Origin of the sequence: Granulicella rosea (genome assembly GCF_900188085.1) — a bacterium.
Lineage (GTDB): Bacteria > Acidobacteriota > Terriglobia > Terriglobales > Acidobacteriaceae > Edaphobacter > Edaphobacter rosea.
In genome coordinates, this window is sequence record NZ_FZOU01000005.1 from 62518 (window position 1) to 81255 (window position 18738).

Sequence of the window (18738 nt, forward strand, 5' to 3'; positions counted from 1 at the left end):
GGCTACTTCTTGCAATGCGTTTCTTCAAAGGCCTATACTCCGCAGGGTTTGCACCTTTGGCGGATCATCCATCCGGCCTGATTTGCCAGGGATTTACGATCCTTTTCCTCGTTGGCAGCGTCTCACAGTAGAGCCTGCCGGCCGGCGAAGCGATCAGTATGGCCGGAACAACCAGCGCCCTCTCGACCCCCATGTCGCGGTCGATATATACCCAGGGGCGCGCCCTGTATTTGTAGAAGAAGAAAAGGAACGAATGACCATGTCCGTCATCAGCAAGTCTGCAAGCAGCAAAAACTCCCCTACCTTATCGCTCGAACAAGAGATCAACCCCTGGCAGGCGCAGGCCGCCCGGTTTGAGCTTGCCGCCTCCAAACTGAACCTCGACCCCGGCATCTGGAAGATCCTCTCGGTCCCGCAGCGCGAGATCATCGTCCACATTCCGGTGCAGATGGACGATGGTTCGATCGAGGTCTTCACCGGCTATCGCGTCCAGCACAGCACGTCTCGTGGGCCGGCCAAGGGCGGCATTCGCTACTCGCCGGAGGTCTCGCTCGATGAGGTCCGCGCGCTGGCCTCGTGGATGACCTGGAAGTGCGCGGTGGTCAACATCCCGTTCGGCGGCGCGAAGGGCGGCGTCATCTGCGACCCGAAGCACATGTCGCAGGGCGAGCTGGAGCGCATGACCCGGCGTTATACGGCCGAGCTGATCGAGTTCATCGGGCCGGAAAAAGACGTGCCCGCGCCGGACATGAACACCAACGAGCAGACGATGGCCTGGATCATGGACACCTACTCGATGCACATGCGGCAGACCGTGACCTCGGTTGTGACGGGCAAGCCGGTGAACATGGGCGGCTCGCGCGGGCGGACGGAGGCGACGGGACGCGGCGTCTCGATCATGTGCGACGAAGCGGTGCGGGCACTCGGCATGAAGGTCGAAGGCACGACGGTGATCGTGCAGGGCTTCGGCAACGTCGGCTCGAACACGGCCAAGCATCTGTATCTCAAGGGCTACACCGTGACCGGCATTACGGAATACGACGGCGCGCTCTACAACCCGAAGGGCATCGATATCCCCGCTCTCGCGGAGTACCGCAAGAAAGCTGGGACGATCAACGGCTTTCCGGGTGCGGAGTCTGTCGATAAGGACGAGCTGATCACGCGCGAGTGCGACATCCTCGTTCCGGCGGCGACGGAGAACGCCATCACCAGCCAGAACGCGGAAAAGCTGCGCTGCAGGATTCTGTGCGAGGGCGCGAACGGGCCGACAACGTTTGTCGCGGACGAGATCCTCGAGAACAAGGGAATCTTTGTCGTTCCCGACATTCTTGCGAACGCCGGCGGCGTGACCTGCAGCTACTTCGAGTGGGTGCAGGACCGCATGGGCTACTTCTGGACCGAGGCCGAGGTGAACCAGCGGCTGGAAGCCATCATGGTGGAGTCGTTCCGCGACGTGGTTGCCTACGCGGCGGCGCACAAGGTGAACAACCGCATCGCGGCATATATGCTGGCGATCGACCGCGTGGCGTTCACGACCAAACAGCGCGGCATGTACGCGTAGGCTTTTAATCTTGACACTTCAGGGGCTGGTTCCGCAGTCTACCGGTACCAGCCCGAGGGCCCACCGTACATGGTCGGCGGCGGCACGGCGACGCAGTAGCGCGGCCAACTCAGCAGCGCCCACAGCAGCATGGCGATCCAGCCGATGCCGGTCCAGCCGAAGAAGAGGTTGAGCAGCAGGATGCCGGTCACGCCGTGGCCGCGATGCACCGCGACGATGGTAGGAAGAAAGTAGATGAATCCGAAGAAGAGAAGAGCGAACATCGGGCGCCTCCAAAGGGCAACATCTATCCATACGCACGTCGCGGTGGGAAGGTTCCGTTGCGCCGCCCGGTTGGATCGGCATTGTGATTGAGCGCAAGCTCTGCCCAAAGAGCGACTGCGTGAAGTCGGTGAGTTTCCACCTTTCAGGCGGTTTCAAGAACAGAAGCGGATTCCCTTCGAGAACGACAAACAAAGGAACGGTCGCCGGCAAATAAGAGCGACGGCGAGGCTACGGGCGGGAGGGGTTCTCGATCGGCGGCTTGGCCTTCCGGCTCAGCACGCTGGTCCGCGTGGTGCGGGCGCGTTCGCTGGCGTGGTCGATCTTCTTCCAGAAGCCGATGAAGTAGTCCACGGCGGAGATGATCGAGACGATCGCCATCCAGTAGATCGCCGTGACGGCGATGAAGTGGACGGCGACGATGAAGCCGCCCCAGTTCCAGTAGTCCCAGCGATGCGCCAGGATGGCGGCGACGACCGAGACGATCTGGATGACGGTCTTCAGCTTGCCGATCTCGCTGGCGTCGATGGTGAAGCCTTCGGATGCGGCGATGGAGCGCAGGCCCGAGACCAGGAACTCGCGTCCGATGACCAGCACGGCGATCCACGGCGGCACGATGCGCGGGTTATACGCGACCAGGATGATGTACGCGGCCGTGACCATCAGCTTGTCGGCCAGTGGATCCAGCAGCATGCCCATGGTGGTGATCTGGTTGCGCCGGCGCGCGAGGTAGCCGTCCAGCCCGTCGGTGATCGAGGCCATGATGAAGATGGTGCAGGCCGCGATCTCCTGCGCGCCGTTATGCGCGTCGAAGGGCGAGTGCGGCGAGAGGAACCAGATGAGCAGCGGTACGCTGGCGATCCGGCTCATCGTGATGGAGTTGGGCAGGTTCATCGGCTCTCTCTTCGATTCTACGACCGCGCAGAAGGATGCTGCATAGCATTCTGTCACAGGGAGTGGTCCGACCGTGCGGCGAAGGCTGCGGATGGCGTGATAGAGTCGTGGTGAATCGACCTCCACGGCCCTGAATTGAGTCTTGCCATGCCGCTTCGCGTCTCCCGGTTCCTGCTTCTTTTGGCCGCTCTGGCGGCGTCATGGTCGACGAGCGCGCGGGCGCAGACCCAGTTTGCCCAGCCGCAGGTGGTGAAGACCGGCAACTGGCCGGCGGCTGTCTACGCGGCCGATATGAACGGCGACGGCTTTTCCGATCTTATCTATATCGATCAGGGCGCGACCTCGACGGCCTCCACAACGCATGTCCTGCTCAACAACGGGAAGGGCGGCTTCAGTGAATCTTCAAGACTTGCCACCACAGGCGTCTCCGTCGCGATCGGCGATCTGACGGGAAACGGTCATATCGACATCGGTTGGATTGGCGCGACGCCCTATCAGGCTCCTGGGAGCCCCTATAACGTTACGGTGACCGTTTCCATCGCGCCGGGTCTGGGCGACGGGACCTTTGGTGCGTTGCAGACCCGCACCACTACTGGCTATGCGCCGAATCTTCCCGATTATCGCTACCTCACGGCTGCGGCCATTCGTCCTCCTCTTCCAAGCGCCATTGTGGTCGAAGATGTCGCAAACAACTACCTGGTTGGGTTTCTGGGTACGAACTCCGGCTTTGATGCCGCTCTGCCCGACGGGCCAGGCCCGATTACCGTTCAATCGCTGTCCGGCAACGGAAAGCTGGATCTCATTGTCAACGGGACATCCGCGCAGATATATCTCAACGCCGATCTGGTGCCCCTGGGATACCCGACGCTGCCGTCTAAGCGGTTCACCAGTCCATCTGCAATTCGCTCCCTCCTTGTGCAGGAGGTCGACAATGACACCTATCCGGACCTCGTGATCGAAGGCGCAAACGGACGCTTCGACATTTACCACGGCAACGGCGACGGCACGTTCTCCACCCAGAGCGAAGGCGGCAGCGGCACGCTGGACGGCACGACCGGCAACGGCGGCCACCTGATCGGCGAAACGACGCTGGCCAATGGGACGCGGCACAACTTCATCACAGCGACCCCGGCGGGCGTGAGTGTGCTGGTGGGGCAGGGCAACCTGACCTATGTGCTGAAGGGCGTCTATAACGCCGGACCGGGGCGCAGTGCGTATGCGCTGGCGGACTTCAACGGCGACGGCAATCTCGACCTCGCAGTCGATTCGCCTGAGGGCGTCGCGATCCTTTATGGCAATGCGGATGGCAGCTTCCAGAGCTCTCTGGCCTACGCGGCGGGTCAGCCGGCGATCAGCGGCGCGCTGGGGGCGTTTACGAACAGCGGCAATCTGGACGCTGTTGTGGGGACGCCGCTGCTCACAGCTCAGGTGATGCTGGGCCAGGGCGACGGCAGCTTCGTGCCGTTCGGCGGTGCTGCTTCTCCGAAGCCGACCATCACGACTACCACGCCCGCTTCCGGCTCGTGGGGTCAGATGCTCACAGGCGACTTCGACGGAGATGGCCGCACCGACATCGGCATGACGATCGACGGGCCATCGCAGAATAACGGAAGCCCCGCCCTGCCGTACTTTGCCGGCTCCGGTCTGTGGGTGCAGTACAACCCAGGCAAGAACAATGGCGACTTCGGCTTCGTGATCGTCATGGCGCCGTATTACAGCGTTTCGACCGGGCCGAACAGCGCGGCTTATCCGTGGTTCGGGACCGGAGCGGTGGGAGCGTTTGGTGGAAGCGCCGCGGCGAAGAGCATCGCCATCTTGAACGGTGCTCGGCTGCAGGTGCTGAACGGGGCAAACACCACGCCTCCCCTGGCTCTGTTGCAGGGCTTCGACGACCTGACCGACGGCATCGGTATTGCGTACAACAGCGATGTCCACGCTCACGACCTTACCGTCGCTGGCGACCTGAACCACGATGGCGCGGACGACCTCATCGTCCAGCACAACGGCCTGCTGACGGTCTATCTGAGCCTGAAGAACGGCCAGTTCCGGAAGCTGGCGACGACCGTGCCCGTCGCCGCGTACGTTTCGAGCACCTGGGGCGGCGCCTCGCAGACCTACAACGAACCGGCGTTTCCCGGGTCGATGGCGATCGCGGACCTGAATGGCGACGGCTTCGGCGATCTGGTCGTCGCTTACGACGACATGGGAGCGGACCACACGCAGCCCACGGCGAGCCGGCCGAACCATATCCTGATCTGGCTTGGGAATGGCGACGGGACATTCAAGGGGCCGGAGACCGTCGTGCCGTCGCGCAACTTCTACCAGATCGCGCTCGCGGACCTGAACGGCGACGGGCATCCGGACCTGGTGATGCACGACGGCTACGTGCTGTCGGTGCAGTACGGCAAGGGCGACGGCACGTTCGGCGCGGAGACGCATTATCTGGCCGGTATGGGGCTGAACACGATCTCCGCCGGCGACCTGAACCACGACGGCAAGGTGGACCTCGTCGTCGCGAACGGCGGCACGTTCTTCGGCAATCCGGTCGCGAATCACGAGGCGCCGGTCGCGAATCCCGACGTGAACAGCGGCGGCGTCACGGTCCTGCTGAACACGCAGGCCGCGACCCAGCCGGCCGCCAGCGGCAGCATCGTCGCGACGCCCAATCCGGTCGCCTGGCAGGGGGCCTTCAACGTCACGATCGCGTTGAACGGGTCGCCCGCGCCGACCGGCACGGTCACCTTCACCATCGACGGCGCCCCCGCGGGCGGCTCGACCAACGGCGTCTACACGTTGACGAACGGCGCCGTCACGCTCAGCTTCCCGGTCGCTTCATTCTCCGTGCCGTTGACGCCCGGCGCGCACGCCCTGGCGGCGGTCTACGCGGGCGACGCGAACTATAGCGGCGCGACCCTGACCGGCACGCTGACCGTCGGTCTTGCGCCGACCTCCGTCGTCCTGACCCCCACGACCCCGCTGCTGGTCTACTACGGCCAGGGCATCGACGGGCTGTTCGCCATCACCGCAAGCTACCCCACGACCGGGACCTACACCGTCCTCGACAACGGCGTCGCCGTGCCGATCTGCACCAACCTACCGGTGAGCATCAACGGCGTGCCGAACGACTGCCCGTATGGCAACCCGGTGCTGCTGGACGCCGGGCCGCACTCCTTTTCGGTCGCGTACAACGGCGACTCCGAGAATGCGCCGAGCGTCTCGGCGGCGGTGCCGTACGTGGTGGCGCAGGACTTGACGACGGCCTCGCTCGCCAGCTCCCTGAACCCCTCGACGGTCGGCCAGACGGTGACTTTTACGGCGACCATGACCGGCAACGCCGCGGTTCCGGCCGGCTCGGTCACGTTCTTCGACGGTGCCGCGGCCATCGGGGCGGCGACGCTGAACGCCGCCGGCGTGGCGACTCTGACGACCGGCACGCTCGCCGTCGGCACGCATCCCATCCGGGCGGTCTACGCGGCGACGACGGACTTCAACGCGGCAAGTTCGACCGTGGTGAGCCAGGTGGTCAATCCGCAGGCCGTGCCGCCGGCGACGCCGCTGACGACGGCGATCCAGCTCACCTCCAGCCTGAACCCCGCGCCCGCCGGCTTCGGCCTGATCCTGACCGCGACGGTCGTCAGCTCGGGCAACTTTCCGGTCGTGCCGGCGGGTTCGGTCAGCTTTCTCGATGGCGGCGCCATCATCGGCACGGGCGTGCTGAACAACCTGGGCGTGGCGACCTTCGCGACCTCCACGCTGGCGGTGGGCAGACATGCATTGACGGCGAGTTATGCGGGCGCGACGGGCAGCGGCGGCGGGGTGCCTCCGCCGTCGCCGCCAAAGCCGCCGGTGCCTCCGCGCGCCGCGTACGCGAACCCGACGCAGACGCTGCTGCCAAGCGTTTCCCCGGTGCTGACCGAGGTGATTACGACGCCGTTGAAGAGCTATCCGGCGAGCTTCTCGCTCTCGGTGACGCCGGACCCGGTGTATGTGCCGGCCGGCCAGGACGCGGTGCTGGCGGTCCACGTGTTGGTGGAGGGCAACTTTACCCAGACGATCCAGCTTGGCTGCACCGGTCTGCCGGCGGAGGCGAGCTGCGTCTTCGTGAACAACACGATCGGGTCAGCCGGCGGCACGACGACGCTCTACGTGTTGCCGCAGGGGCCGCACGGCTGTGGCGCCAATGGCGCGCCGTACTACGGTCTGCTGGGCCTCTTCGGGCTGGCGTTTGTGCGAAAGCGCCGGCGGATGGGTCTGCTGCTGGCGGCGGTCTGCCTCTTCGGGCTGGTAGGGCTTTCGGGTTGCGGCAGCGGCTGCACGGATCTCGGAGTGATTCCGGGCAACTATAACTTCGTCGTGACCGGGACGCCCAGCGTGGGTCCGGTTACCGGGACGCAGGGCTGGACCGTGGGGATGAAGGTCACGCTGCCGTGATATCGGTGGAACGGAAGCATCGAGCCGTTCAGGCACGGGGTCCGCGGGGACCCCGTAAGTGACTGCAGACATTGAGCACATGCCAATGTCTCCGCGAAACTGCATCCGCCAAGGTACGTGGTTACTTAAGAAAATTCTAATTTTCCTTGCAATTCCGGCATAATTGGAGGTAGTTCCGCCGCCAAGCGCATTTTCCGCAGTATCGAATGATACGATTCGAATCCTTTTCGCGGGTTCAAGGACATCTATGACTTCACGTCTTGCTTCAATTCTTCGCCTGTCGCTTCGCACTGCATCGGCGCTCCTGCTCCTCCCCGCGCTTATGAGCCAGATCTCGCTCGGCCAGGCCACGGCAGCCGCCAGCGGAGGGACCACGACCTCGCGCGCGGAGCTCTTCGGCGGCGTCAGCACCTATCGCCCGTTCAATAGCGATATCGACGAGCGGCCGTATCATGCGATCGGCATCGGCGGCGTCGCCAGCGCGACCGCCTATTTCAACCGCTACCTCGGCTTCCAGGTCGAAGGCAGCATATTCCCGAAGGGTAACGACGACAACGACTGCGTCTACACCGCGCAGGCGGGTCCCGTCGCGCGCCTGCAGAAGGGCCGCTTCGTGCCCTTTATTCACATCCTTGGCGGTTCAGCCAAGGAGGGTGGCCCGGTCGCGCAGCCCTGCTCGGTCTGGGGATGGGGACTCACCGGCGGCATAGGTCTGGACTACGTGCTGCCCATCTTCCACGATCATCTCGCCTTCCGCCCCATCCAGGGCGACTTCACGTACAACCACATCAACAACGGCGTCGATAATCCCGCCACCGCGACCGGCGGTATCGGCGAGATCTACGCCTATCGCATCTCGAGCGGCTTCGTCCTGCGCGTGGGCAACATGTCGCCTTCGGAGGCGACGACCCTGACCTGCTCGGCGAGCCCGTCGGAGGTCTATCCCGGCGATCCGGTCACGCTGAGCGCCAATGCGCTCAACCTCGGCAACGCGAAGAATCTGCAGTACCGCTGGTCCTCTTCGACGGTCAAGATCGCTGGCACGGACGCGACCGAGACGGTCGACACGGCGGGCATCGAGCCCGGTCAGTACAGCGTCGCCGCCAAGCTGGTGCAGGGCAAGAAAGAGCGCCTGCTCGCAAGCTGCATGGCCGACTTCAAGGTGCTGGACACCGAGCCGCCGGTCGTTACCTGCGCGGCCGATCGCGCGGCCATCAACTCGGGCGATCCGGTCGTGATCACGACGACCGCGCGCAGCCCGCAGAATCTCGGCCTGACGTATAGCTACAGCACCAGCAACGGACAGATCACCGGCAACGGCGCCACCGCGTCGCTGACCACCGCCGGCGTCACGCCCGGCGCCATCACGGTTACCTGCAATGTGCTGGATGCGAAGGGCAAGACGGGCACGGCCACCACGTCAGTCGTGGTCGCGACACCCGCTCCGCCGCCGCCCGCGCCCGCCGCGCGCAGCCTCTGCGCGGTTTCGTTCGAACGCGATCGCAAGCGTCCGGTGCGCGTCGACAACGAAGCCAAGGCCTGCCTGGACGACATCGCGCTGAACCTGGCGCGTGAGACCGGCTCGAAGCTGCTCGTCATCGGCAACCATGAGCCGAAGGAGCCCGCGAACAGCGCTGCGGCGCGTGCGCTGAACGTCGGCGACTACCTGACCAAGGAGAAGGGGATCGATCCGTCGCGGCTCGACCTGCGCGTCGGCGACGCCGGCACACGCAGCGTCACCAACACCATCGTCCCGGCCGGGGCCACGCTCGACCCGGGCACGGCGGCGAGCTTCGATGGCTCGACCGTCAAGCGCCACGGCCAGCCCTATGGCAAGGCCAGGGTCGTCGCGCCGGTTCATCACAAGGCCGTCGCCAAACATCACAAAAAGAAGGTGAAGGCGAAGGATCTGCCGGTCATCCAGTGACTTCAACCGCATGACAAACAGAAGAGCCGCCTGCATCGACGGGGCGGCTCTTCTGTTTCCAGTTTGTGGTCCTCGCGGAGAATCTGTATCTCGTTCCTGCGGACTACCCCAGAAATGCGGAATGCTCCTCCGGCAGATGCAGCCGAAGCTCCGACACGCCCGTGATTCGCACGGCGTAGCCGCCGTCGACCAGCACTAGATCGCCCTGCGCGACGGTTCTGCCGCCAGCCTCGATGGTCACGGGTGACGCTACCAGCCGGTCCAGCACGATGATGTCGCCCACGCAGAAGCCCAGCACGTCCCGCATCGGCAGGTTGGTGCGGCCGAAGCACAGCGACGGCGTCACCTCGATGTCTTCGAGGGTACAGTTTCCGTCGCCCTTCGTGGCCGCGCCGGCGTCCGTCCTGGGTGTGGCGGCGGGGCGCGAAGGCTCGTTGAAGCTGTTGATCCGTACGCCCAGCTTGTCGCCGACCGGCTCCATCTCGACGCTGGCCAGAAAGATATCCTCGACGATCAGCGGGATATCGTGCGTCGCGGGCCACTGGGCCTCGAGCACCGCGCCGACCTTGATTCCGACCAGCGACTGCAACGACATGGAGGGCATCTGCACCGTCACGGTCAGGTGCGTGACGATATCGAGGCAGGCGTCCCAGCGCTCGCGCGCCATGTACCGCGCGGCCATCGCGCCATACTGCCCGGCGCCGATCTCCTGCCGCTCCAGGCCGGAACCGATTCCTGGCGGCATTCCGTTTGGCGTCGCCGGCAACTCCGTCGTCATTGCGCTCACATGGTCTCCCTTGCCGGCGCCGTTCGTCGGGCCGGTATGAGTAGCCATGCACCTCGCGGACCAACGCGCGGCGGCACGCATGAGAGTCGGCTCATGCGTGCGTTCTTAGCGGGTGGAGGCTTCGTGGTGGAAGCCGCTCCAAAGATGTCCTACCGGGTCGCGTTCGGCGTCGTTGTCGGCCAGTTGGCAGACCATATAGATCTTCACCCGCAGCACATGCCGCTCGATCTGCACGGGCAACGTCAGGAACTTGCTCTGCGGCGTCCAGATGCCGATGCCCGAGCCGTAGACCACCGTCGGAATGCCGAGCTGCATCTCGCCCAGCACGCCCTCCAGCCGCGTCTTCATGTTGCCGAAGACGATGTTCGACATCTCGGCGATGCAGTTCAGCGACTCCTCGTCCAGCTCCTCGGGCTCGGCGCCCAGCAGGCGGCTGGTCAGCAGGCAGGCGAACTCCGGCGTGCATTCCAGCACGCCCGTGCCGCTCCAGTGGCCCACCCAGCTCACCAGGCTTGCGACCAACTGGCCGTCTGGCCGCTCGGCCTCCAGCGGCAGCACCGGGCCGATCGAGACCTCCATGCCGGCCATGGTCGAAAACGCCTGATCGAGCGCGGTACACAGTGTTTCCACCATCAGATCGCGCACCTGCTCTCCGCTCAATGTTGTCTGCATGGCGTATCCCCTGTCCTAAGACCTATCGGCGGCGGCGAGACGGAGTTTAAGAGCCGGCTGAGAAATGTCCGAACCGGCTGGCGACCGACGTGCTCTATCGTCCGTGGGAGACAATCGCATGAGCCAGCCGCAACTCGACCAGAACACCATCGACGCCATGTTCAGCCGGGGGGCCAAGTCCGGGGAGATCCTGCCGGTCGACTTCGCCAACCGCAGCTCCATCACGCCGGAGCAGATGCAGGTGCTACTGAGCCTGAATGCGCAGTTCTCGCAGAGTCTGAGCGTCAACCTGTCGAGCTGGCTGGGCGCGAACATCAAGCTCGCCATGATGTCGGCCGAGCGCTGCATGTATCCGTCGATGCTCGACATGCTCGATCTGCCGCAGAGTTACTTCGCGCAGTTGCGCTTCCGCTCGCCGGACGCGCGCGCGCTGGTCTCGCTGGACCTTGCGCTGGTGGAGCCGGTGGTCCACCTCGGGCTTGGCGGGGCGATCGATTCGGCGCCCACGCAGCCCTCGAACCGCGAGCCGACGCAGATCGATGTCGCCATCATGGAGATTCTGCTTGAAAGCATCGCGAACGAGATGAACCGCATGTGGGGTCCGTTCGGGCTGCAGGCCGGGTATGAGGCCCGCGTGCTGCCGTCGAGCGTGCAGCGCGTCTTTCCGGCGACCGAGTACGTGCTCTGCTTCACCTACGAGATTCAGATCGGCAACACGCAGGGCGTCATGCAGGTCGCGCTTGCGACGGCCATCGCGTCGATGTTGCTGCGCGGCGTCGGCGGACGCACGACCGATCGCGTGCAGCCCCCGGCCACGCGGCACATGCTGCAGAACCGGCTGGAGCAGATCGGCTTTCGCACGACGCTGCGCCTGCCCCATTTCAAGGTCAGGGCGTCCGAGATCGTGAACCTGGCGCCGGGCGCGATCCTGCGTTCGAGTCTGCCGCGAAACACGCCGGCCATCTTCACGCTGCCCGGCGGCCCCACGTGGGACGCGGCGCCCGCCGTCAGCGACGGGCGCATCGCCGCCAAGCTGCTGAAGCTGCAGACGCCGCGCAATCTCCAGGGTTGAGGCGCTACTGGATGGTGAACTTGTACGAGCCGGTCATGCGGTGGCTGTCGACGGAGACGGCCACCCAGTCGACGGTGTAGACGCCTGCGGGCAGCTTGGGCAGGGCGAGCGTCATCAGCTTGGCGTCGCCGGCGGCCACGGCCGACTGCGCGATATTGACGACGTGCCCGGTGGCGTTCGAGAGGGTGATGGAGCTGAACTTCGGTTCCAGGTCGCCGCTGAAGTGCATGGCGATCTCGGTCGGGGCGGCGACGGTGGAGTCGGCCGCGGGCGTCATGCTGACGGGGTGCGAGTGGGCGAAGGCCGGGACGGCCAGCAGAAGGGCGCAGAGAAGAGCGAGGGTCAGGCCGGTGAACTTCAGAAGTTTGCGCATGTTGGTGATCCTTTCAGGTTGTGAGGTTGGAGGGTCAGGCGGGGCTCAGGCCCAGCCAGCGGCTGGCGGGAGGAATTCTGCGCAGGACGAGGCGTTCGGTGACGAGCACCAGTAACAGCGACCCGCCCAGCATGGGGAGATAGACGCCGAAGACGACGGCGAGCAGCGCCAGCGTCCAGGAGAAGCGAGGCTTGCGCGTGGGTAAGGGCGCGCCGAGCAGGCCGGTGGCGCGGCGCCTCCACCACAACACCACGGCGCTGACGCTGATGAGCACCAGGCCGATGGCGGTGAAGAGGCCGAGCAACTGGTTGGCCAGGCCGAAGAGCTGGCCTTCATGCGCGGCGATGCCGGTTCCGGAGATGCGGTCGATGAGGCCTCGCTGGCTGAAATTTTGTCGATTTGTAACCTTCGCGGTCGTCGGGTTGAGCGTGAGAGTTGTACGCAGCCGGCGGTTCTGCGCATCGGACTTCGCCGTCCAGGCTCCACCGGGCTTCTTCGGCGGCGAGAGCAGCACAGGGTAGGCGAGGCCAAGCGGCGCGATGGTGGCGACGAGGCGGTCGAGCGGTTCGAAGGCGACAGCCGGATCGAGCAGACTCTTGCCCTCGGCCATGTGGCCCATGTGGGCGGCGTGTTCGTCGGCGGACATATTGCTCATGTCCATGCCGGGCATGTTCATCGCTTCGCGCGCCGCCAGCTCCGAGCTGCGGCCGGTGGTCCAATCCTGCTGGACAGGCGCGTGCGCGGCGATGGTGCGAACCTTCTTCAGATAACCGCCCCAGCTCTTCGCCCAGGGCAGGCCGGTGAAGAGCAGAAAGAGCGCGAAGGCGGAGATCCAGATGCCGGTGACGGCGTGGAGGTCGCGCCAGAAGATGCGCTGCCCCTGCCGCATGCGGATATACAGGATGCCCGCGAGCCGCGTGGCCTGTCGAGGCCACCACAGATACAGGCCGGTGACGACCATGACGATCGCCCACGACGCCGCGAGTTCGACCAGCATGGAGCCCCGGTCGCCCATCATCAGCTCGCCGTGCAGGCGTTGCACGATCTTCATGGGACGGTCGTCTTCGCTGACGACATGGAGGATCTGTAACGTCTGCGGTTGCACATAGACGCGGTACTCGGCGCGGCCCTTGCCGACGATGACGCGAACGGCGTTATCGGGCGCGGTGGGCAACTCGTAGAAGTGCAGACTGGAGCCGGGTACGGCGGCGAGCGCGGCCTGCACCTGCGCGTCCGCCGTGGCGTGCGGGCCGGTGATGTTCAGGTGGTCGTAGGGGCGGTCGAGCAGGCGTTCGATCTGCGGCTTGAAGAGGAAGATGGAGCCGGTGATCGAGAGCCAGATGACGAACGGGATGCAGAAGAGTCCGGCGTAGAAGTGCCAGCGCCAGATGGTGCGGTAGTTCAGCCAGCCTTGCGCGACCGGCGTGGGGGATACGGTGGATGTGGCCATGTGGCTTGCTCCTGGCTTCGGTGACGGTAAGTGCAAAGGCAAAGGCCAATACAGGGGTCCTTCGCTGCGCTCAGGATGACGTGCGTTTGTGGCAGGTCATCCTGAGCCCTGAACCCTGAGTCCTGCTTTAGAAGCTGAGCTTCGCGGCGAACTCGATGCTGCGCGGGTCGCCTGCGGCCGTCGGGGTTCCGAAGGTGGAGGCGGGTGCGGTGGGGTAGGTTCCCGTGCCGAAGGTTCCGGTCGGAAAGAGGTCGTTGCGATGGTTGAGCGCGTTGAAGGCCTCGGCGATGCCTTGCAGCCTGAAGCGCTCGCCGATGGGGAAGGTGCGGCTGAGGCGGGTGTTCATGGTGAAGCTGCTGAAGCCCACGCCGGCGTTGCGTCCGATCATCGTGCCCGGCGCTGCGTTGGCGCAGGTGTTGGTTGCGTTGGGGGTCAGGGTATAGCCGGGCAGGCAGGGGCGCAGGCCGGTGGTCTGGATCGAGTTCTGGCCGGTGGTGATATTGAACGGAAAGGGCGAGTAGTAGGTGAGCACGTCGCTGAGCAGCCAGCCGTGCGTGATGTGGTCGAGCCGCGATCCGGCGCGCTCAAGAGAGCTATGCAGGGTGGCGTCGAAGACGACGCGGTGGCGCTGGTCGTCGTCCGAAAGGGAGCGGTCTTCGCGGAAGTTGTAGTTGTTCACCGGCGAGGAGAAGAAGAACTCGCTGACGTCGTCGATCGCCTTGGACCAGGTGTAGGAGATGCGGTAGCTGCCGTACTTCACCGGCCGCTGGACGTAGGAGACGGTGAGCGCGTCGTAGTAAGAGTCGGCGCCGGGGTAGTACTGCTTGTTGTTGCCGTAGTTGGGGTTGGGGCGGCAGAGGTTGATGGGGTCGACGACGGGATAGAGCGGGCCGGTCTTCGGCTGGGTGGCGTAGCAGGTGGGCGTATTGAGGTTGATGTCGAGGAGGATGTCGAGGCCGCGCAGGTGCTGGTAGCTGATGGCGAGGTTGCTGGTCCGGGTGATCTGCTGATCCACTTCGAGGCTGCTCTGCTCCGAATAGGCATTCTTCATGTTGGGGTCCATGGTGCTGAGGTTCAGGCGCAGCGTGGACGGCAGGTTGAGTGCGGTATAGCCGGTGGTGATGGCGGGGAAGATCGGCGCGCCGGTCTGGCCGTAGGAGAGCGAGAGACTCCCCAGGGTGTTGGCCGTGATGGCGGTGGTGTTCTGGTCGGATTCGAGCGCATTCGAGAGCGCGCGCAGTGGAACCCGGTCGTAGAAGAGGCCGAAGCTGCCGCGAATCACCGTTCCGCGGTTCTTGTACGGAGAGTAGGCGAAGCCGATCCGCGGCGAGATGTTGTTCGTATCGGTCGATACGGCCTTCAGCCATTGCAGGTCGTAGCGCACGCCGGCGTTGATGGTCAGTTTGGAGGTCGCCTTCCACTCATCCTGCACGTACAGGCCGAAGTTGGGGTTGGTCTGCGGCACGACGAAGTTGCCGAAGGTCTGGGCGAAGGTGGTGTAGACGCCGGAGTAGAAGCTGCTCGTGCAATAGGAGCCGCTGTATCCCGCGTACGCTTCGGACGCTTTGTCGAAGAGGCAGCCAAAGGTATAGCTGCCTCGGTTGGACATGGGGAAGGTGATCTTCAGATCGTTGAAGAGGAAGTCCACGCCGACCCGGAGAGAGTGGGCGCCGACCTGATGGGAGAGATTGTCGACGACCTCGTAGAGCCGGTCGTACCGGCCGGTGGGCGAACCGGAGAGTGTGCCGAATGAGGCTGAACCGGAGATGCTGACTGCTGGACCGACGGTGTCGGTTGGCGGAGCGAGCAGGTTGGAGTTGGTGAACTGGCCGCGGGTCTCGTTGACGGTGCGCGGGTCGATGGTGAAGACGTTGCTGACGGCGACCGTCTGATCGAGGTCGGTAAGGTTCGCGCCAGCCGAGGTGTAGCTGGTGCCGGCGACGCCGCGCGAGTTCACGCTGGAGACATGGTAGAGGCTATAGCGAAGGCTGAGCTGATCGCGCTGGTTGACCTGATGATCGGCCTTGACGAAGAAATTCTCCTGACGAACGGGGTTGGGATAGACGGTGAAGCTGGAGGGTGCGATGTTGAGCGACTGGCCGGGATACTTGTCGGCTGCGAGGATCGCATCGATGGCCGCGGCGTCGGCGGCTTTGATGCTGATGGTGCCGGTCTGGTTGAGCTGGCGGTGCTCGTAGTTGGCGAAGTAGAAGGTGCGATCTCTGACAATCGGGCCGCCGAGCGACGCGCCGGACTGCGTCTGCGTATAGGGCAGTTGCAGGTGCGAGTACGGGTTGTAGGCGTTGAGCTGCTTATCGCGGAGGTAGCCGTAGACGTCGCCGTGAATCTGGTTGCCGCCGCTCTTCGAGACGAAGTTGATGTATCCGCCGAGGGCGCGTCCAAACTCGGCCTGTCCGCCGGAGGTGACGACCTGCATCTCGCGCACCACATCGAGGCCGAAGGAGGTCTGGACGAGGCCGGCGGCGTCGTCGTTGGCCGAGAGGCCGTCGACGATGAAGGAGTTGGAGAAGTTGTGCTGGCTCGATACGGAGATGCCCTGGCCGGAGACGGCGGAGGTCTCGGCGAAGAGCTGGTTGGCGGCGGTATTGGTCGGGGAGACGCCAGGCACGAGCAGGGCGAGATCGAGGAAGTTGCGCCCGTTGTAGGGCAGGTTCGCGACCTCGTTCTGGCTGATCGTGTCGGCGATCTGGCTGCGGTCGGTCTCGATGATCGGGGCTTCGGCGTTGACGTTGACGGCCTGCGTCGCGCCTCCTACGGCCAGCTTCACGGGCAGATCGAACGCTGCCCCGATGGTCAGGGTGAGGTTCTGTTTTACATCGCCGAATCCGTCTGCGTGAACGACGACCTGATACTGGCCGACCTGCAGATAGGGGAAATGGAAGCGACCGGCGGTGTCGGTCGTCGCCTTGAAGCTGACGCCGGTTGAGCTGGCGGTGGCCGTAACGGCGGCGTTGCGGACCATGGCGCCGGTCGGATCGGTCACGCGACCGTTCAGCGAGGCGTTGTTGATGGTCTCCTGCGCCGACAGGGTAAGGGCTGCGGTGGTGCAGAGCAGCAGGGCAAGGGCAGAGCTTCTGGAGGTATAGCAGGACTTCAGCACGTTGGACTCTCCTGGGTTCGGCATGGCGTGTGGCCGATGCGGAGCTCATTGCGATACGGAGTTTCTAGCGGAGCGTGCTGAAGGTGGGTGGTCCGCGCTTGGGGTTCGCGGCGGTGCTGACTTGCTCTCTCGCTTCGCAGGAGAGGCGGCGCATGGCTTGCGCCGTGGCCGCGGGCGCCTGGAAGGCGCGGGCTTCGGTAAGCGCCGCGGCAGCGTCGAGCAGGACGCTTGCCCCTGAGGCTGGCGTGCAGGGGCACTTCTCATGCAGCGACGCCGGCGCGAAGGCGGGTGCTTCGCTCGCCTGCATCGCTTCGTTGCTGCGCATGGCCTCGCCCGCGCAGTGATGCGCGCCGTGGATGCGGCAGCAGGCGGGCAGCGATGCGGCGCGATCCGGCTCCGCCTGCGCGAACGGCGCGGCGGCGAGCAAAGCCCAGAGCGTGAGCAGCAGCACCGAGCTGATGCGCCACACCCAGTGCATCCGGGTTTTCGGATCGCTGAGAGTCATGGGAACTGAGAGACGGTCTTGCTGTAGGGCACGGCTTCAGCCGGGCCATGAATGCCGTGCAGGTAAGGTTCCGGGGAATAAACCCTCGGCGATCCTGAGACGCGGGTCCTTCGCTGCGCTCAGGATGACGGACTTAAATTGACGGGAATTAGAGAGACAGGGCTGGCGGCCCGCGCTTCCGGCGTGCGCGGTCGAGCGCGATGCGCCGGCGCGACTCCGTCTGGGCGTGGACGGCGGGGTGGCTGACCAGCTCCGCGAAGATTGCGGCGGAAGCACCCGGGACAAGCATCTGACGGCCTGTCGCAACCACCGAGGCCGGTGCGTACGGGCAGCGTTCCAGCGGCGCACGAAGGCCAGCGCCTGGATTGGCGGAGGTCTCGGGCGACATGCAGTGATGCGCTCCGCCACGGCGGCAGCAGGCGTGGGTAGCGGCTTCGAGCGGCGCATCCTGAGCCAGCGCAAGCAGCGGCGCCGCCAGCGGCAGGCCGAAGAGCAGCAGCACAAGGATGGAGAGGATGCGCTTCACGTTAGTTATGGGTATCACACTCCGGCGCGCGGCTGCAAAGGGAATCGGTTGCGTCTATGGCGGCCATCGGCGCGCACGGCGGTAATGTCCCGTCCGGCGAAGAGGTGTCAGGCGCGGTCCGCCCCGGACGATAAGGTGAGGGTGAAGACCTCATCGACCGGCAAACCTCTCGTCAGCATCCTTACGGCTTCGAAGAACGCGGCGGCGACGCTTGGCGCATGCCTGGCCAGCGTGCAGGCGCAGACGTATCCGCATATCGAACACATCGTCGTCGACGGCGCCTCGACCGACGGCACGCAGGCGATGCTGCGCGAGAGCCCCGGCATAGTTTGGGCGTCCGAACCGGATGACGGTGTGTACGACGCGTGGAACAAGGGGCTCGAGCGCGCGCAGGGCGAGTGGATCGCCTTCCTCGGCGCGGACGAGGCGTATCTGCCGGACGCGGTCGAGGCCTATATGGCGCTGGCCGCGAAACAACCGAAGGCGGAGTATCTTTCGAGCCAGGCCCGGCGCATCGCGGCGAACGGCCGCGGAAGCCGCTTCGGCGGGCCCTGGGGCTGGCCGCGCTTTCAGCGGTATATGTGCGTCGCGCACGCCGGCAGCATGTATCATCGGCGGCTGTTCCAGTCGTATGGGCGCTTCGATACGACGTACCGCGCGGCGGCGGAGTACGAGTTTCTGCTGCGCGGCCTCGGCTTTCTGCAGACCGCGTATCTGCCGCAGGTGACGGTCGAGACGCGCGCGGCGGGCGGCTCCGCCAGGGCGCTGGTGGAGGCGCAGCGCGCGAAGCGGGAGACCGGCGGACGCGCGGAGGCGCTGGTCGCGGCGGAGCTGCTGCGGGCGAAGACCTTCTTCTTCGTGCGGAGGTTGCTGACGAGGCACGCGTAGCGCGGATTTGGATCGCACCGCCAGCGCTTGTCATCCTGAGCGAAGCCGGAGGAGCTGCTTTGTTCTTGCTGTTGCTTGTTTCGGCCTCTGACTGGAGCAAGAGCAGGCAACGACAAAGACAGAAGCAGGTCCTTCACTGCGTTCAGGATGACAAGCATGGCGGGCTGGTGGTTGAGACCTAACGGTAATCCGCTGTTATAGAAGCAGATCCTTCGGCTGGGTTGCGCTCCGCTTAGGATGACCATGATGAACACGGCCGCATCTACGAAA

General features: G+C 65.0%; 14 protein-coding genes. 5 read left to right on the top strand and 9 right to left on the bottom strand.

The window, feature by feature from the left end:
* Nucleotides 1-259: 259 nt before the first annotated feature.
* Entirely contained in the window at nucleotides 260-1561 is a 1302-nt protein-coding gene (locus CHB87_RS14455) for a Glu/Leu/Phe/Val family dehydrogenase (RefSeq protein ID WP_089409328.1), read from the top strand.
* 38 nt (nucleotides 1562-1599) lie between these two features.
* On the opposite strand, the gene CHB87_RS14460 is transcribed toward CHB87_RS14455, so the two are convergent.
* Together CHB87_RS14460 and pgsA are read right to left on the bottom strand one after the other, a co-directional pair.
* A complete protein-coding gene (locus tag CHB87_RS14460) occupies nucleotides 1600-1824 on the bottom strand; it encodes a superinfection immunity protein (protein WP_089409151.1) in 225 nt (74 codons plus the stop codon).
* A 229-nt stretch (nucleotides 1825-2053) separates the two neighbouring features.
* The gene (gene pgsA / locus CHB87_RS14465) at nucleotides 2054-2716 is read right to left on the bottom strand and encodes a CDP-diacylglycerol--glycerol-3-phosphate 3-phosphatidyltransferase (RefSeq protein WP_089409152.1); all 663 of its coding nucleotides are present in this window, start codon (nucleotides 2714-2716) and stop codon (nucleotides 2054-2056) included.
* A 147-nt stretch (nucleotides 2717-2863) separates the two neighbouring features.
* On the opposite strand from pgsA, the gene CHB87_RS14470 reads away from it, so the two are divergent.
* Both CHB87_RS14470 and CHB87_RS14475 read left to right on the top strand, forming a co-directional pair.
* Nucleotides 2864-7147 (top strand): FG-GAP-like repeat-containing protein, encoded by a 4284-nt coding sequence (locus CHB87_RS14470; RefSeq protein ID WP_089409153.1) that lies wholly within the window; start codon nucleotides 2864-2866, stop codon nucleotides 7145-7147.
* 247 nt (nucleotides 7148-7394) lie between these two features.
* Nucleotides 7395-9074, top strand: coding sequence for an OmpA family protein (locus CHB87_RS14475; protein WP_142988362.1), 1680 nt, complete (start codon nucleotides 7395-7397; stop codon nucleotides 9072-9074).
* Nucleotides 9075-9177: 103 nt separating this feature from the next.
* Here CHB87_RS14475 and CHB87_RS14480 read toward each other — a convergent pair whose 3' ends face one another.
* On the bottom strand, nucleotides 9178-9909 hold the full coding sequence (locus CHB87_RS14480; RefSeq protein ID WP_176441777.1) for a FliM/FliN family flagellar motor switch protein: 732 nt from the start codon (nucleotides 9907-9909) through the stop codon (nucleotides 9178-9180).
* 57 nt (nucleotides 9910-9966) lie between these two features.
* The gene (locus CHB87_RS14485) at nucleotides 9967-10533 is read right to left on the bottom strand and encodes a chemotaxis protein CheX (protein WP_089409156.1); all 567 of its coding nucleotides are present in this window, start codon (nucleotides 10531-10533) and stop codon (nucleotides 9967-9969) included.
* A 118-nt stretch (nucleotides 10534-10651) separates the two neighbouring features.
* Between CHB87_RS14485 and CHB87_RS14490 the strand changes: the two genes are divergently transcribed.
* Nucleotides 10652-11605, top strand: a complete 954-nt coding sequence (locus CHB87_RS14490) for a flagellar motor switch protein FliM (RefSeq protein ID WP_176441778.1) — start codon at nucleotides 10652-10654, stop codon at nucleotides 11603-11605.
* 4 nt (nucleotides 11606-11609) lie between these two features.
* Here CHB87_RS14490 and copC read toward each other — a convergent pair whose 3' ends face one another.
* The 5 genes from copC to CHB87_RS22320 all read right to left on the bottom strand — a co-directional run bounded on the left by copC (nucleotide 11610) and on the right by CHB87_RS22320 (nucleotide 17580).
* Complete coding sequence (gene copC, locus CHB87_RS14495; RefSeq protein WP_089409158.1) at nucleotides 11610-11978, bottom strand: copper homeostasis periplasmic binding protein CopC; 369 nt, start codon at nucleotides 11976-11978, stop codon at nucleotides 11610-11612.
* 34 nt (nucleotides 11979-12012) lie between these two features.
* Complete coding sequence (locus CHB87_RS14500; protein ID WP_089409159.1) at nucleotides 12013-13428, bottom strand: PepSY-associated TM helix domain-containing protein; 1416 nt, start codon at nucleotides 13426-13428, stop codon at nucleotides 12013-12015.
* A 127-nt stretch (nucleotides 13429-13555) separates the two neighbouring features.
* Entirely contained in the window at nucleotides 13556-16549 is a 2994-nt protein-coding gene (locus CHB87_RS14505; protein ID WP_245818004.1) for a TonB-dependent receptor, read from the bottom strand.
* A 64-nt stretch (nucleotides 16550-16613) separates the two neighbouring features.
* Entirely contained in the window at nucleotides 16614-17027 is a 414-nt protein-coding gene (locus CHB87_RS14510) for a hypothetical protein (RefSeq protein WP_142988363.1), read from the bottom strand.
* Between the two features lie 175 nt (nucleotides 17028-17202).
* Entirely contained in the window at nucleotides 17203-17580 is a 378-nt protein-coding gene (locus CHB87_RS22320) for a hypothetical protein (protein WP_176441779.1), read from the bottom strand.
* A gap of 141 nt (nucleotides 17581-17721) precedes the next feature.
* On the opposite strand from CHB87_RS22320, the gene CHB87_RS14520 reads away from it, so the two are divergent.
* Complete coding sequence (locus CHB87_RS14520) at nucleotides 17722-18468, top strand: glycosyltransferase family 2 protein (protein ID WP_176441780.1); 747 nt, start codon at nucleotides 17722-17724, stop codon at nucleotides 18466-18468.
* Nucleotides 18469-18738: the final 270 nt, after the last annotated feature.

Excerpts from the sequence above, each read along its gene's own strand:
- CHB87_RS14485 (WP_089409156.1), bottom strand. The coding sequence starts at position 10,533 with ATGCAGACAACATTGAGCGGAGAGCAGGTGCGCGATCTGATGGTGGAA.
- CHB87_RS14510 (WP_142988363.1), bottom strand. The coding sequence starts at position 17,027 with ATGCACTGGGTGTGGCGCATCAGCTCGGTGCTGCTGCTCACGCTCTGG.
- CHB87_RS14470 (WP_089409153.1), top strand. The coding sequence starts at position 2,864 with ATGCCGCTTCGCGTCTCCCGGTTCCTGCTTCTTTTGGCCGCTCTGGCG.
- CHB87_RS14475 (WP_142988362.1), top strand. The coding sequence starts at position 7,395 with ATGACTTCACGTCTTGCTTCAATTCTTCGCCTGTCGCTTCGCACTGCA.
- copC (WP_089409158.1), bottom strand. The coding sequence starts at position 11,978 with ATGCGCAAACTTCTGAAGTTCACCGGCCTGACCCTCGCTCTTCTCTGC.
- CHB87_RS14455 (WP_089409328.1), top strand. The coding sequence starts at position 260 with ATGTCCGTCATCAGCAAGTCTGCAAGCAGCAAAAACTCCCCTACCTTA.
- CHB87_RS14480 (WP_176441777.1), bottom strand. The coding sequence starts at position 9,909 with ATGGCTACTCATACCGGCCCGACGAACGGCGCCGGCAAGGGAGACCAT.
- CHB87_RS14460 (WP_089409151.1), bottom strand. The coding sequence starts at position 1,824 with ATGTTCGCTCTTCTCTTCTTCGGATTCATCTACTTTCTTCCTACCATC.
- CHB87_RS14490 (WP_176441778.1), top strand. The coding sequence starts at position 10,652 with ATGAGCCAGCCGCAACTCGACCAGAACACCATCGACGCCATGTTCAGC.
- pgsA (WP_089409152.1), bottom strand. The coding sequence starts at position 2,716 with ATGAACCTGCCCAACTCCATCACGATGAGCCGGATCGCCAGCGTACCG.
- CHB87_RS14500 (WP_089409159.1), bottom strand. The coding sequence starts at position 13,428 with ATGGCCACATCCACCGTATCCCCCACGCCGGTCGCGCAAGGCTGGCTG.